Source organism: Arthrobacter sp. SDTb3-6 (assembly GCF_013376095.1).
Classification (GTDB): domain Bacteria; phylum Actinomycetota; class Actinomycetes; order Actinomycetales; family Micrococcaceae; genus Specibacter.
Genome location: NZ_JAAMFN010000018.1, coordinates 73,402 through 87,659 on the forward strand (window position 1 = coordinate 73,402; position 14,258 = coordinate 87,659).

Annotated in this window: 13 protein-coding genes and 1 tRNA gene; 7 read left to right on the top strand and 7 right to left on the bottom strand. The window is 68.2% G+C overall.

Translation table 11 applies throughout. From position 1 onward, the window contains the following. Positions 1 to 130 precede the first annotated feature (130 nt). Positions 131 to 967, top strand: a complete 837-nt coding sequence (fdhD, locus tag G6035_RS10605) for a formate dehydrogenase accessory sulfurtransferase FdhD (RefSeq protein ID WP_176617058.1) — start codon at positions 131 to 133, stop codon at positions 965 to 967. Between the two features lie 65 nt (positions 968 to 1,032). On the opposite strand, the gene G6035_RS10610 is transcribed toward fdhD, so the two are convergent. Genes G6035_RS10610 through G6035_RS10620 form a run of 3 tightly spaced genes read right to left on the bottom strand, consistent with a single transcriptional unit; the run spans position 1,033 to position 3,355 of the window. Beyond that, positions 1,033 to 1,866: an amino acid ABC transporter ATP-binding protein gene (locus tag G6035_RS10610; RefSeq protein WP_176617059.1), complete on the bottom strand. Its 834-nt coding sequence runs from the start codon at positions 1,864 to 1,866 to the stop codon at positions 1,033 to 1,035. Next, a complete protein-coding gene (locus tag G6035_RS10615; RefSeq protein ID WP_305144525.1) occupies positions 1,853 to 2,512 on the bottom strand; it encodes an amino acid ABC transporter permease in 660 nt (219 codons plus the stop codon). Before G6035_RS10615 ends, G6035_RS10610 begins: the two co-directional genes overlap by 14 nt. Before the next feature lie 18 nt (positions 2,513 to 2,530). Then, positions 2,531 to 3,355, bottom strand: a complete 825-nt coding sequence (locus G6035_RS10620) for an amino acid ABC transporter substrate-binding protein (RefSeq protein WP_176617061.1) — start codon at positions 3,353 to 3,355, stop codon at positions 2,531 to 2,533. Positions 3,356 to 3,710: 355 nt separating this feature from the next. Between G6035_RS10620 and G6035_RS10625 the strand changes: the two genes are divergently transcribed. Further along, positions 3,711 to 5,612 carry an ABC transporter ATP-binding protein gene (locus tag G6035_RS10625; RefSeq protein WP_176617062.1) on the top strand — a complete coding sequence of 634 codons (1,902 nt, stop codon included), beginning with the start codon at positions 3,711 to 3,713 and terminating at the stop codon, positions 5,610 to 5,612. Between the two features lie 81 nt (positions 5,613 to 5,693). Here the strand turns inward: G6035_RS10625 and G6035_RS10630 are convergent, their stop codons facing one another. The 4 genes from G6035_RS10630 to G6035_RS10645 all read right to left on the bottom strand — a co-directional run bounded on the left by G6035_RS10630 (position 5,694) and on the right by G6035_RS10645 (position 7,311). Next, positions 5,694 to 6,101 carry an NUDIX domain-containing protein gene (locus tag G6035_RS10630; protein WP_176617063.1) on the bottom strand — a complete coding sequence of 136 codons (408 nt, stop codon included), beginning with the start codon at positions 6,099 to 6,101 and terminating at the stop codon, positions 5,694 to 5,696. Positions 6,102 to 6,139: 38 nt separating this feature from the next. Further along, positions 6,140 to 6,475 carry a YnfA family protein gene (locus G6035_RS10635; protein WP_176617064.1) on the bottom strand — a complete coding sequence of 112 codons (336 nt, stop codon included), beginning with the start codon at positions 6,473 to 6,475 and terminating at the stop codon, positions 6,140 to 6,142. A 54-nt stretch (positions 6,476 to 6,529) separates the two neighbouring features. Continuing rightward, a tRNA-Arg gene (locus G6035_RS10640) sits at positions 6,530 to 6,601 on the bottom strand. Positions 6,602 to 6,675: 74 nt separating this feature from the next. Beyond that, positions 6,676 to 7,311 carry a hypothetical protein gene (locus G6035_RS10645; RefSeq protein ID WP_176617065.1) on the bottom strand — a complete coding sequence of 212 codons (636 nt, stop codon included), beginning with the start codon at positions 7,309 to 7,311 and terminating at the stop codon, positions 6,676 to 6,678. 71 nt (positions 7,312 to 7,382) lie between these two features. On the opposite strand from G6035_RS10645, the gene G6035_RS10650 reads away from it, so the two are divergent. The 5 genes from G6035_RS10650 (at position 7,383) to sucD (ending at position 14,005) form a co-directional block, all read left to right on the top strand. After that, a complete protein-coding gene (locus tag G6035_RS10650) occupies positions 7,383 to 8,270 on the top strand; it encodes an inositol monophosphatase family protein (RefSeq protein WP_176617066.1) in 888 nt (295 codons plus the stop codon). A 114-nt stretch (positions 8,271 to 8,384) separates the two neighbouring features. Next, positions 8,385 to 11,009, top strand: coding sequence for a DNA helicase PcrA (gene pcrA, locus G6035_RS10655; RefSeq protein WP_176617076.1), 2,625 nt, complete (start codon positions 8,385 to 8,387; stop codon positions 11,007 to 11,009). Between the two features lie 20 nt (positions 11,010 to 11,029). Beyond that, on the top strand, positions 11,030 to 11,716 hold the full coding sequence (locus G6035_RS10660; RefSeq protein WP_176617067.1) for a hypothetical protein: 687 nt from the start codon (positions 11,030 to 11,032) through the stop codon (positions 11,714 to 11,716). 186 nt (positions 11,717 to 11,902) lie between these two features. Beyond that, a complete protein-coding gene (gene sucC / locus G6035_RS10665) occupies positions 11,903 to 13,072 on the top strand; it encodes an ADP-forming succinate--CoA ligase subunit beta (protein WP_176617068.1) in 1,170 nt (389 codons plus the stop codon). A 30-nt stretch (positions 13,073 to 13,102) separates the two neighbouring features. Next, complete coding sequence (gene sucD / locus G6035_RS10670; protein WP_176617069.1) at positions 13,103 to 14,005, top strand: succinate--CoA ligase subunit alpha; 903 nt, start codon at positions 13,103 to 13,105, stop codon at positions 14,003 to 14,005. Positions 14,006 to 14,258: the final 253 nt, after the last annotated feature.

Here is a 14,258-nt window from a genome sequence, read left to right on the forward strand (position 1 = left end):
GTCCGCATCCCTTTCGCCTGTGAAGTCTCTGTCGTTGGCCAGCCTATCCCGGCGGGGACCTCCCGTGCTGTGCATTACCGCGGGAGGATCTACCCTTGAAAGATAAGGGGCACAGTCAATTGGAGGACCCGTGGGACGCCTGATTCACCGAGTGAAGGCAACAAGGATTGATTTGGCCGGGCACCGGCGCGTGGTGCGCGAGGAAGCCCTGGCGGCGGAGGAGCCCCTGGAGATCCGGCTGGGCCACGAACCCTTCACCGTAACTATGCGCACGCCCGGCGACGACTTTGACCTGGTGGCAGGGTTCCTGGTCTCCGAGGGCATCATCTTCGATCCCGATGAGCTCATCTCCTTGCGCTTCTGCGCCGGGGAGGACGAAAACGGGCAGCAGACCTTCAACGTTGTGGAGGCGCAGCTGCGCCCCGACGTTGCGCTGCCGGAGCTGGGTGCCCGGCGCAATGTGACGACCACCAGCGCGTGCGGGATCTGCGGCACCGCCTCCATCGATGCGGTGCGCAAGTCCTCACACCACCCCGTCACCTCCCCGGTGGACCAGCCGCTGGTGAAGGCCGAGGTGCTCGCCTCCCTGCCGGACGAGCTGCGGGACCAGCAGAAGATCTTTGACAAGACCGGCGGCGTCCATGCGGCCGGGCTTTTCGCCCCCGACGGCGAGCTGTTGTTGCTGCGCGAGGACGTGGGGCGGCACAACGCCGTGGACAAGGTGGTGGGTGCCGCGTTCCGGGAACGGCAGCTGCCGCTGGCCGACACCGTCCTTCAGGTGTCGGGCCGGGCGTCGTTTGAGCTCGTCCAAAAGGCCGCGATGGCAGGGGTGCCGGTGCTCGCGGCGGTGAGCGCGCCGTCGTCCCTGGCCGTGGAATTGGCCCGGGAGTCCGGGCTGACGCTCGTGGGGTTCAGCCGCGGGCAGACCCTGAACATCTACACGCACGCCGGCCGCATCGCCGACTGACGCCCGGTTGCAACCGGGCGTCGGGGGAAAATGCCCCGGTTGCAACCGGGCGTTGGGGGTGCGGGCTAGATTTCGTGCAGCAGGCGCCGCACGAACGCCTGGGTGCGCTGTTCACGGGGGTTGCGCAGGACCTGGCTGGCCGGGCCGCGTTCCACCACCACGCCGCCGTCCATGAACACCACCTCGTCGGCGGTTTGCCGGGCAAAGGCGAGCTCGTGCGTGACGATCACCATGGTCCAGCCCTCCTCGGCCAGCTCCTTGATGACGAGCAGCACGTCGTCCACCAGCTCCGGGTCCAGGGCCGACGTGGGCTCGTCAAAGAGCAACAGCTGCGGCTTCAGCGCCAGCGCCCGCACAATGCCCACGCGCTGCTGCTGCCCGCCGGAAAGCTCAAACGGGTGGGCGTCCTTCTTCTCGAGCAGGCCCACCCGGCCCAGCAGCCCCTCCGCCTCCGCCACAGCCTCAGCGCGGGGCCGCCGCTGCACCCGGACCGGCCCCTCGATGATGTTCTGCAGCACGGTCATGTGCGGAAACAGGTTGTAATGCTGGAACACCATGGCGCTGCGGTCGCGCAGCGCCGCAACTTCCCTGGGGGAGGCCTTCGCGCCGAAGTCCAGCGTCAGCGCGGGGAGTTGCGGCACGGTGCCGGTGTCCCCGCCGTTCCCCGGCGCGCCGACGCCGGTGGCGCCGCGGGCGCCGACGGTGACCGTTCCGGCGTCGGGCGTTTCCAGGCCGTTGAGGGAACGCAGGATGGTGGTCTTGCCGGAGCCGGAAGGGCCGATCAGGGCCACGACCTTGCCCCGGGGCACATCCAGGTCAATGCCGCGCAGCACCTGGTTGGAACCAAAGGACTTGCTCAGCCCGCGGACCTGCAGGACGGGGGCGTCAGTGGGCGACATAGCGGTCCAACCTCTTTTCCAGCTGCGTTTGGGCCGTGGACAGGATCAGGCAGATCACCCAGTAAATGAGCGCAGCCTCTAGGTACAGCAGCATGAATTCCTGGCTGAAGGCGGCCACCTGCTGGGCCACCCGGAACATCTCCGTGACCAGGATCAGCGAGGCCATCGAGGTGTCCTTCACCAGCGAGATGAACGTGTTGGACAGCGGCGGGACCGAGACCCGGGCGGCCTGCGGCAGGATGATGCGCAGCAGGGTCTGCCCGCGCGACATGCCGATCATGTGCCCGGCCTCCCACTGCCCCTGCGGGACGGACAGGATGGCTGCCCGGATCACCTCCGCGGCGTAGCCGCCCACATTGAGGGAGAACGCGATGATGGCGCTGGGCCAGGGGTCGAGCTTCACGCCCACGGCCGGGAGCCCGTAAAAGATCACGAACAGCTGCACCAGCAGGGGCGTGCCGCGGATGACCGAGACGTAAAACCGGCCCACGCCGTTGGCGATCCTGTTGCGGCTGATCCGCAGCATGGCCACCAGCAGGGCCAGCACCAGGCCGATGGCGAAGGATGCGACGGCCAGCGGGATGGTGCCCTGGACGGCGCCCAGGACCATCGGCCCGAGCGAGCTCCAAAACAAGTCCATGACCAACCCCCTTGCGTCCGGCGGCTACTTCGAAACGTCCTGGCCGAAGTACTTTTCGCTCAGCTTGGACAGGGTGCCGTCGGCGGCCAGTTCCTTCAGCGCCTTGTCGACGGCGGCGTCCAGGGCCTTGGCGCCCTTGTGGAAGGCGAACACCGAATCGGAGGAATCCTTGGTGTTGGCGGCGATCTTCAGGCCGGAGCCCGGGTTGGTGACCTGGTAGTCCAGGAAGGTCAGCTTGTCATTGACAATGGCGTCGACGCGGCCGTCCTTCAGCAGCGACACGGACTGGGCCCAGCCTTCCACCGGCTCGACGTTGGCGCCGCTGTCCTTGGCCAGCGTGTACCAGTTGCTGGTCAGGGACTGTGCCGTGGTCTTGCCCTTGAGGTCGGAGAAGGAAGTGATGGCGGTGTTGTCCGACTTCGTGACGATCACGCCCCGGGACACGGTGTACGGGGTGGAGAGCTCGTACTTGGCCTTGCGCTCCGGGGTGGCCGTGACCTGGTTGGCGACGGCGTCAAAGCGCCTGGCCTCCAGTCCGGCAAAGATGGAATCCCACTGGGTCTCCTCAAACTTGGCCTTCACGCCCAGCTTGCCTGCCACGGCCTTGGCCACCTCCACGTCGTAGCCGGTCAGCTCGCCTGCGCCGCCCTGGTGGTAGCTGAACGGCTTGTAGGTGCCCTCGGTGGCGAACACGATCTGGCCGGCATTCTTCACGCTGCTCAGGGACGTGTCCCCGCCGGCGCCGGGGGTGGCTGAAGGGCCACTGGTGCCGGCGCCGCCGCCGCAGGCGGCAAGTGCGATCGAGGCCGCTGCGAGCATGCCGACAAGTCCAAAAGTACGACGATTCATTGTCCTGTGTTCCTTCAAGGTCAAAGCGGAGGTTCCCGCGGGAAAATGCCCACGCAACAAAAGGGCAGCGGGCTGCCCGTCCTATGGAGGCTACCACCGGGCGGGCCGGGGCGAAGAGGGAATATAACAGTATATTACGCGCAGATGGATGCAGTGATTTGACTCACCTTGCGTCAATGCACTAGGAGCCGGCGGGCCGGGGTGGAGCACGCCGGGCCGGGGCCGGGGCACCCGGGCGCGGCAGCCCGGGCGTCGTGCCCGGGAAAGCCGGGCGAAAAACGGGAACCGGGAATTTCCACCCGCCCCCGGACCGCTTAAGCTGGTAGCTTGCCCACACCTCTATTAAGGAACCTGCATGAGTATGGAAGGCGCCGCCTGGAGCTCCCTGTGGAGCACCATGCGATCGGACAAAAGCAATGGCGGCATTTCCAAGGACACGCTGCGCCGGACGGTGGCCTTTGCCAAGCCGTACGGCCGCAAGCTGCTGGTCTTCGTGGTGCTGTCGGTGGTCTCCGCCGCCCTCGCCGTGGCCACCCCCGTGCTGGCCGGGCGGGTGGTCAATGCCATCGTGGCCAAGGCCGCCCTGGACGTGGTGGTCAACCTGGCGCTGCTCATTGCCCTGGTGGCCGTGCTCGACGCCGGGCTGTCGCTGGTGATCCGGTGGATTTCGGCGAACCTGGGGGAGGGCGTCATCCTGGACCTGCGCACCGCCGTGTTTGACCACGTGCAGCGCATGCCCATCGCGTTCTTCACCCGGACCCGCACCGGGGCGCTGGTCAGCCGGCTCAACAACGACGTCATCGGCGCCCAGCAGGCGTTTTCCGGCACCCTGTCCGGCATCGTCTCCAACTCGGTGCAGCTGGTGTTGACGCTGATCGTCATGCTCAACACCTCGTGGCTGGTGACGCTGCTGGCCCTGGTGCTGCTGCCCATCTTCCTGATGCCGGCCCGCCGCTTCGGCAGCCGCCTGGCCGGCATGCGCCGCGAGGCCGCCAACCTGAATGCGGACATGAGCACGCAGATGACCGAACGGTTCTCCGCCCCGGGCGCCACGCTGGTCAAGCTGTTTGGCCGCCCCGCCGACGAATCGCGCGAGTTTGCCTCCCGCGCCAACCGGGTCCGCGACATCGGCGTGCGCACCGCCGTCATGCAGTTCGTCTTCTTCTCCGCCCTGATGCTGGTCTCCTCCCTGGCGCTGGCCCTCGTGTACGGGCTGGGCGGCTCGCTGGCCATCGGGGGCGCGCTCAACGCCGGCGACGTGGTGGTGCTGGCTCTGCTGCTGACCCGGCTCTACGCCCCGCTCACCGCCCTCGCCAACGCGCGCGTGGACATCATGAGCGCCCTGGTCAGCTTTGACCGCGTGTTTGAAATCCTGGACCTGAAGCCGCTGATCGCCGAAAAGGAGGTGACCGTGCCGGTGCCGGCCGGGCCCCTCGGCGTGGAGTTCGACGACGTCCGCTTTGCCTACCCGTCCGCGGACAAGGTCTCACTGGCCTCCCTGGAGGACGTGGCCGTGCTGGACACGCGCGGCGGCGAGGAGGTGCTGCACGGGATTTCCTTCCGCGCCGAACCGGGCCAGACCATTGCGCTGGTGGGTTCCTCCGGCGCCGGGAAGTCCACCATCGCCCAGCTGTTGTCCCGCCTGTACGACGTCGACTCCGGGGCCGTGCGCCTGGGCGGCACCGACGTGCGGGACCTGTCCTTTGACGGGCTCCGCGCAGCCATCGGCATGGTGACGCAGGACGGCCACCTGTTCCACGAGTCCATCCGCTCCAACCTGCACCTGGCCAAGCCGGACGCCACCGACGCCGAGATCTGGGACGTGCTGCGCCGGGCCCGGCTGTCCGCGTTTGCGGAGGCCTTGCCGGACGGCCTGGACACCGTGGTGGGGGAGCGCGGCTACCGGCTCTCCGGCGGGGAGCGCCAGCGCCTGACCATCGCCCGGCTCCTGCTGGTCCAGCCCGCCGTCGTGATCCTCGACGAGGCGACGGCGGCGCTGGACTCCACGAACGAGGCCGCCGTGCAGGCCGCCCTGGGGGAGGCGCTGGAGGGGCGCACCGCCATCGTCATTGCACACCGGCTCTCCACCATCCGCTCCGCCGACGCCATCCTGGTGGTCGAGGCCGGGCAGGTCGTGGAACGGGGCACGCACGAGGAACTGATCGCCAAGGGCGGGCGCTATGCCGAACTGCACGACACCCAGTTCGCCCAGGCCGTGGCCGCCGTGGCGGATGCCGCGATCCCCGAGGACGCCTGACACCTCCGGCCTGTGTTGCACTTCCTGGACAAAAACCACGCGGAAGGCGTCTTTTCGGTCCACTTTGTGCAACACGGATGGTTAGGGGGCGGGGCGGGGGAGGACGAACTCGGTCAGGAGCGGGGCGAGGTCGTCGTAGTCGGCCATGCGGCCCACATCCAGCCAGCGCAGTTCGGCAATCTCGGCTGCCGCCGCGACGCCGGCCGCGTCCCAGGTGCCGGGCGCGGTGAAGACCGTGGCCTCGATGTCGGTGTCCGGCTCGTTGGCGGCCGCCCCGGTCCAGACGCCCAGGAGCCCAAGGTCCTCCGGGGCCACCGAGAGGCCGGTTTCCTCGGCCAGTTCCCGCGACGCCGCCTCGGCCGCGCCCTCGCCCGGCTCGGGCTTGCCGCCGGGGTGCATGAACTTGCCCGTGCCGGACTTGCGCACCGTCAGCAGGCGCCCGTCCGGGTCGTAGACACACACGGCGGACACCCTCAGAACGGTTTTCATCCCTCTGATCCTAGCGGGCCGGTTCGGGGCCGGAGGTGTCAGCCGGCCCGCGGGGCGAACATGATGATGGACATCCCGGCCAGGCAGACGATGGCGCCGGTGACGTCCCAGCGGTCCGGGGAGAACTTGTCGAAGGCCATGCCCCATGCCAGCGAACCGGCAATGAACACACCCCCGTACGCTGCCAGGACCCGGCCAAAATTTGCATCCGGCTGCAGGGCGGCAATGAATCCGTAGGCGCCCAGGGCCACGACGCCTAGCCCTGCCCACCACCAGGCCCTGCCTTCGCGCACCGCCTGCCACACCAGCCATGCGCCGCCAATTTCCGCGGCGGCGGCCAGGATGAACAGGACAATGGTTTTGGCGACGGTCATGCTCCATCCTCCCAGCCCGGCCGGCGCAGCACTTTATGGGAGGTGGTCTTGGAGTGCCCCCGCCGGGGATCGAACCCGGATTTGCCCTTTAGGAGAGGGCCGTCTTATCCATTGGACTACAGAGGCGCGTCAACCAGCCTAGCGGAACGGGATATCAAGCAAAAAATCACCGGCAGCCGGACACCACACGGTGCCGAAAATCAGGCCGCCGCGTCCGGCTCCGGAACAGCCTTCTTCCGGCGCCCGGCAGACAACGCCACGCCCATCCCCGCCAGGGACACCACGAGCAGGACCCACGACGCAACCACCAGCACCGAGGCCAGGGTGACCGAACCGGCGTCGAGCACCTTCGCGCCGAGCATGTCGTCGATGGCCACATTGGCCCACAGCTGGATGCCGGCAAACAGCACGGGGAACACCCACAGCAGGCGCCGCAGCCACTTTTTGGCGACGTTGATGGCCATGAGCGTCACGGCGGACAGCCCAAACACCAGCGGGAACAGCGTGCCGGCGGTCTTGTGCACAAACTGCAGCTGCCCCAGTGCGTCGTCATTCATGGCCGAGCGCAGCGCCTCAATGTGGGAGGTATTGAAGCCGAACACCATGGAGTCGGGCATGGCCAGGCCGCCGGAGAGGTCCGTCATCTGGTTCAGCGTCAGCAGGTGGAAGTACCAAAACAGGAACAGGCTGGCCACGGCGCCGGCGATCACGATCAGGTTTGCATTGCCCTGGGCCTTCGCCGGGGAACGCCGCGTGCCGGCATTGACGACGGCGGCACTGGGTGGAGTGGCCGCCGCACCGTGTTTTTTGGCGCGTTGGGCGGGAGTTTTTGCCATGCCTCCATTATCGCCCAGTTCGCTGCAGCACTTTTCCGGCTCCGGGGCGGGGCACGCACTAGGGTGGGTGCATGGCCGAAAACCTGGACCCCAGCCTGACCGACGCCGACCTTGCAGCGGCCCTGGTGCGCAATGCCGGCCTGCTGGCCCTGGCGATGCGCAGCCGCGGGCTTGACGCCCTCCGCGGCACGGCCATTGAAAAGACCGGCGTGGCCGACGTCGTCACGGCCGCCGACACCGCCGCCGAAGGCTACGTCGTGGAGCAGCTGCTGCGCTGCCGTCCGCAGGATTCGATCCTGGGCGAGGAAGGCGCCGCGCATGCGGGCACGTCCGGGCGCACCTGGGTGATCGACCCCGTGGACGGCACCTGGAACTTCTTCAGCGGCTCCACGTACTGGTGCTCGGCCCTGGCCCTGGCCGACGGGGCGCACGACGCCGGGACCTCCCCGGGCACGCAGGCCCCCCTGGGTGCCGGGGAACCGCCGCGCCACGCCCTCGCCGACGCCGAGGTGCTGCTCGGGGCCGTCTTCCAGCCCCAAGAGGACAAGCTGTGGCTGGGCGGGGCGCTGCAGCCGGCAACGCTGAACGGCCGGGCCGTTGCGGTGGACGCCCGGCAGGACGTCTCCATGCTTGGCGGGGTGACCTACATCCACCCGGGCTGGCTGGCGGAGGCGCGGGCGGCCGGGCCGTGGCAGGAGGCCGCCCAGCTGCCGGCAACGTTGCGGATGCTCGGCTCCGGCTCCTGCGACCTGGGCCGCGTGGCCCAGGCGGAACTGGGCGTCTGGTTCCAGCACAGCTGCCCGGCCTGGGACTGGCTCCCCGGTAAGGGGATCGTGCGGGCGGCCGGCGGGCAGACCGGCGTCGTGCGGGTCAACGGGCTGGACTGGTTTGTGGCCGGGCCCGCCGGGGCGGTGGCTGCGATTTCCGCCGCGCTCGCGGACGGGGCGCTGCCGGACTGACGGCCTTCACGGCGGGGCCAAGGCTGGTGGCGCCCGCCGCGGCGTTGTGCACAGCGGGCCGCCGTGCCGTGCCCGCTGTCAGGGTGGCCAACTAGACTGGACCGCACCATGGACATGTTGTTTGACCCTTACGCCAAAAAGCCCAAACCTGCCGCGGCACGGGCCGCCGGGTTCCTGCCGCCCCTGCCTGCAGCCTTCCCGGGCTGGGAGCCCTCCGACGCCGACGACCCCGGCGCCGACGCACCCGAACAGGGCCTGCCGGAAGGTGCCGTGCCGGAGCATGCGCTGCCCGGGTTTGCCCGGGGCGGCGCCGGTTTCGATGCTGCCGCAGGAGGCGCCGGCCAGGATTTCGGCACCGGCGCGGGGAGCCGCTGGCCGGACCCTGCCGCACTGCTGGAGGGCATGAACCCCCAGCAGGAGGAGGCCGTGGTCCACGCCGGGTCGCCGTTGCTCATTGTGGCCGGCGCCGGCTCGGGCAAGACCCGTGTGCTCAGCCACCGGATCGCCTACCTGCTGGCCACCGGACGGGCCCACCCGGGGCAGATCCTGGCCATCACCTTCACCAACAAGGCCGCAGCGGAGATGCGCGAACGCATCCACGCGCTCATTGGCGACGCCGCGAACAGCATGTGGATTTCCACGTTCCACTCCTCCTGCGTGCGGATACTGCGCCGCGAGGCCAAGACCGTCGGGCTGAATTCCAACTTCTCAATCTACGACTCCGCCGACTCCCTGCGGCTCATCACCCTGGTGGCCAAGGGGCTGGAACTGGACCCGAAGAAGTTTGCGCCCAAGGCCATCATGCACAAGATCTCGGCCCTGAAGAACGAGCTCACCGATGCCGATGAGAACGCGTTGAACACCAATTTCAAGGACCCCTTTGCCGCCGCCGTGGCCGAGGTGTACAACGGCTACACGCAGCGGCTGCGGCAGGCCAACGCCATGGACTTTGACGATCTCATTGCCGAAACCGTGTACATGTTCCGTGCGTTCCCGGGCGTGGCCGACTCCTACCGCCGCCGCTTCCGGCACGTGCTGGTGGACGAATACCAGGACACCAACCACGCCCAGTACGCCCTGGTGCGCGAAATCGTGGGCGAGGACTCCGGGGTGTCGGCAGGCCCGGACACCGGGATCGAACCGGCCGAGCTGACGGTGGTGGGCGACTCCGACCAATCCATCTATGCCTTCCGCGGCGCGGACATCCGCAACATCGTGGAATTTGAGAAGGACTATCCCAGCGCCGCCACCATCAAGCTGGAGCAAAACTACCGTTCCACCCAAAACATCCTCAGCGCCGCCAACGCCGTCATCTCCCGCAACCCCAACCGGCGTGAGAAACGGCTGTGGACCGCCGAAGGCGACGGCGAAAAGATCATCGGCTACGTGGCCGAATCCGAGCATGAGGAAGCCCGCTTCATCGCCGAGGAAATCGACAGGCTCCAGGATGAAACCGACATCCGCCCCGGCGACGTTGCCATCTTCTACCGCACCAACGCCCAGTCGCGCGCCATCGAGGACATCCTGGTGCGCACCGGCCTGCCATACCGCGTGGTGGGCGGCACCCGCTTCTACGAACGCAAGGAAATCAAGGACGCGCTGGCCTACCTGCGTGCCCTGGTCAACCCGGACGACGACGTCAACCTGCGCCGGATCCTCAACGAACCCAAGCGCGGGATCGGCGACCGCGCCGAAGGCGCCCTCGCCGCCCTGGCCGGGCGGGAACGGATCTCCTTCTCCGCCGCGCTGGCCCGCGCAGGTGAAGCCCCGGGTCTCGCCACCCGATCGCTGAACGCAGTGACCGGCTTTGCCAAGATGATGGGCGACCTTGGCGAGGTGGCCGTCGACTCCGGTCCGGCCACTGCCCTGGAAGCCGTGCTGGAGCAGTCCGGCTACCTGGAGACGCTGCGCAGCTCAACGGACCCGCAGGACGAGTCGCGTGTGGAAAACCTGGCGGAACTGCTCGCCGTCGTGCGTGAATTTGAAAAGGACAACCCGGAAGGGACGCTCGGGGAGTTCCTCGAGCAGGTGTCCCTTGTGGCCGACGCCGACCAGATCCCGGACGCGCCCGGCGGCTCCGAGGCGGAGGCCGCGGCGGCCGTGGCCGAGGCCAAGCGGCTGGGCGTGGTGACGCTCATGACCCTGCACACGGCCAAGGGACTGGAATTCCCGGTGGTTTTCCTCACGGGCATGGAGCACGGGATCTTCCCGCACTCGCGCTCGGCCACCGACCCGAAGGAACTGGCCGAGGAACGGCGCCTGGCCTACGTGGGCCTGACCCGCGCCCGCAAGCGGCTGTACCTGACCCGCTCCGAGGTCCGCAGCCTGTGGGGGCAGAGCCAGTACAACCCGCCGAGCCAATTCATCGAGGAAGTGCCGGCGGAGCTGATCGACTGGAAGCGCGAAGGCGTGGCGCGCATGGCCCCGCCGTCCGGGGGCGGCTTTGGCAGCAGCCGGTATTCGGGCTCCTTCTGGGGCGCCGGCTCTGCCGTGGGCGGGCGTGACACCGGCCAGCTGCCGCCCAGCATTTCCGCCCGGGCCGCCGCCGGCCGCGTCCAGCCGCAAAAGGAAGTCATCACCGTCAGCGTGGGGGACAAGGTCAACCACACCGCATTCGGCAACGGCACGGTCTCCGCCGTGCAGGGCGCGGGCGACAAAATGGTGGCCACCGTCCAGTTCAGCATCGGCGAAAAGCGGCTGCTGCTCCGGTACGCGCCGCTGACAAAGGTGGAGCACTGAGCAGGGCCGGCGACCGGACGGTGGTCCGGGCCGTCCTTGCGGCCCTGGGCTGCGCTGCGTCCGCCGTGGCGCTCGCCGGCTGCATCACCGTGCCCTCCGCCGGCCCCGCGCATCCCGCCACCACGTCCGCCGGCCCGCCCAGCTACGTTGACCGGCTCAAGGCCGCCCCCGTGGACCAGCCCACCGGGGCGCCGTCCGCCGGCACCCTGCCGCAGTTCGTGACCGACTCCCGCAACGTGGCCTGCGTCTTCACCACCTCCCGTGCCGGAAACCTGGACCAGCCCTGGGAACCAAACAACTACGACGACGGCGCCAACGCCAAGGCCCCGACGATTCCCGTGGTCAACTGCGAATTGGCCAGCTACCCGGACCCCGCGCCCGCCGATGTCACAGACAAGTGCGCCGGAACGTTCATCGGCTACCTCGGCGGCACTGCCCTGCTGACGCCGGACCGGGTGACGTACGGCGGCTGCCGGGCCGGTGTCACCGCCGCCGAGGCCTCCTTTGGCCCCGACGGAACCCCCAGCGAGGCGATGTCCACGGTCCCGGTCCTGGGACAGGGACGGGCGATGGAGGCGGACGGCTACCGTTGCGCCGCCTTGGACGACGGCGTGGCGTGCGCCAACCTGGCCACCGGACTCGGGTTCTTCGTCGCTTCCGGCAGCTACGAACTCCTCGGCCCCGGGCACCGGGCCCCGGCCGGCTGAGGCAACCGCGCCGGGGACCAGGCGTCGGACTTGAAGGGGATCGGCGGCAGTGGGTTTTTGTGAGCGGAATAACCCCCGTTCCCTGTGGTGTCAAGTAAAAATATGTGCTTGTGCGGCAAAGCGGTAGTGTGTGGAAGGGGTTTTGCACCCCATGATCACTACTTCGACGTAGAAGGACACAAACCCGTGGACCTGTTTGAATACCAGGCGCGCGACATGTTTGAGGCTCACGGCGTTCCCGTGTTGGCCGGCATCGTGGCGCACACCCCTGAAGAAGCAAAGGCAGCAGCCGAGAAGATTGGCGGCGTCACCGTTGTCAAGGCGCAGGTGAAGGTCGGTGGCCGCGGCAAGGCCGGCGGCGTCAAGGTAGCCAAGACCGCCGATGAGGCGTTCGAGCACGCCACCGCCATTCTCGGCATGGACATCAAGGGCCACACCGTCAACACGGTCATGATCGCCCAGGGCGCAGACATCGCCGAGGAGTTCTACTTCTCCGTGCTGCTGGACCGCGCCAACCGCAACTACCTGGCCATGTGCTCGGTGGAAGGCGGCATGGAAATTGAAGAGCTGGCCGTGGAGCGCCCCGAGGCCCTGGCCAAGGTTGCCGTCGACCCGGCCGTCGGCATCGATGCGGCCAAGGCCGACGAGATTGTCGCCACCGCGGGCTTCCCCGCGGAAATCGCCCCGAAGGTGGCCGCCACCATCATCAAGCTGTGGGACGTCTTCAAGAAGGAAGACGCGACGCTCGTTGAGGTCAACCCGCTGGTGCGCACCGGCGCCGGCGACATCCTGGCCCTGGACGGCAAGGTCTCCCTCGACGAGAACGCCGACTTCCGCCACCCGCACCACCTCGAGCTTGAGGACGCCGCTGCGGCCGACCCGCTTGAGGCCAAGGCGAAGGCCGCCGGCCTGAACTACGTCAAGCTCGACGGCGAAGTCGGCGTCATCGGAAACGGCGCCGGCCTGGTCATGTCCACCCTGGACGTCGTTGCGTACGCCGGCGAGAACCACGGCAACGTCAAGCCCGCCAACTTCCTGGACATTGGCGGTGGAGCGTCCGCCGAGGTCATGGCCAACGGCCTGGACGTCATCCTCAACGACCCGCAGGTCAAGAGCGTTTTTGTCAACGTCTTCGGCGGCATCACCGCCTGTGACGCCGTTGCCAAGGGCATTGTCGGCGCTCTCGCCGAGCTGGGCGCGGCTGCCAACAAGCCGCTGGTCGTCCGCCTCGACGGCAACAACGTTGAAGAAGGCCGCCGCATCCTCAACGAGGCCAACCACCCGTTGGTCACCCTGGCCGCCACGATGGACGAGGGCGCCGACAAGGCCGCCGAGCTCGCCAACGCAGCTCGCTGAGCTCGCCGCACGAGATCTAAGGAAAAATACATGTCTATCTTCTTGAACAAAGACTCCAAGGTCATCGTCCAGGGCATCACCGGCGGCGAGGGCACCAAGCACACCGCCCTGATGCTCAAGGCCGGCACCCAGGTTGTTGGCGGCGTGAACGCACGCAAGGCCGGCACCACGGTCCTCCACGGCGAGGTTGAACTGCCCGTGTTCGGCACCGTGAAGGAAGCCGTTGCCGAGACCGGCGCCGACGTCTCCATCGTGTTCGTCCCCCCGGCGTTCACCAAGGACGCCGTGGTCGAGGCCATCGAGGCCGCCGTGCCGCTGGTCGTCGTCATCACCGAAGGCGTGCCCGTGCAGGACTCGGCCGAGTTCTGGGCCCTGGCCCAGTCCAAGGTTGACGCCGACGGCAAGCAGGCCACCCGCATCATCGGCCCGAACTGCCCCGGCATCATCACCCCCGGCGAGGCACTGGTCGGCATCACGCCGAACAACATCACCGGCAAGGGCCCCATCGGCCTGGTGTCCAAGTCCGGAACCCTGACCTACCAGATGATGTACGAACTGCGTGACCTGGGCTTCTCCACCGCCATCGGCATCGGTGGCGACCCCGTCATCGGCACCACCCACATCGACGCCCTGGCCGCGTTCGAGGCGGACCCGGAGACCAAGGCCATCGTCATGATCGGTGAGATCGGCGGTGACGCTGAAGAGCGTGCAGCCGAGTACATCAAGGCCAACGTCACCAAGCCCGTTGTCGGCTACGTGGCAGGCTTCACCGCCCCCGAGGGCAAGACCATGGGCCACGCAGGCGCCATCGTCTCCGGCTCCGCGGGAACAGCACAGGCCAAGAAGGAAGCCCTTGAGGCTGCCGGCGTCAAGGTCGGCAAGACGCCGTCTGAGACCGCCGCCCTGCTGCGCGAAGTGTACGCGGCACTGTAATTCAGCCCCGAAGCGCGGCCGCTGCACCCGTTTGTTCGGTGTGGCGGCCGCGCTTTTTTGTCAGGCCGGTTCCTGTGGCCCCGGCCCGCAAACGGGCCACGGTGCCCTGCGCAACAGCAATGAAGGAGACCGCAAGTGAGGAAGATCCCGTGGCGGAAGGTGGCGGTGGTTGCCGTCGTGGTGCCGATGTTGGCACTGAGTGCGTGTTCAAGCAGTGGCGGGCGGCCGGCTGGCAGTGCCGCAGCCGGTGGCG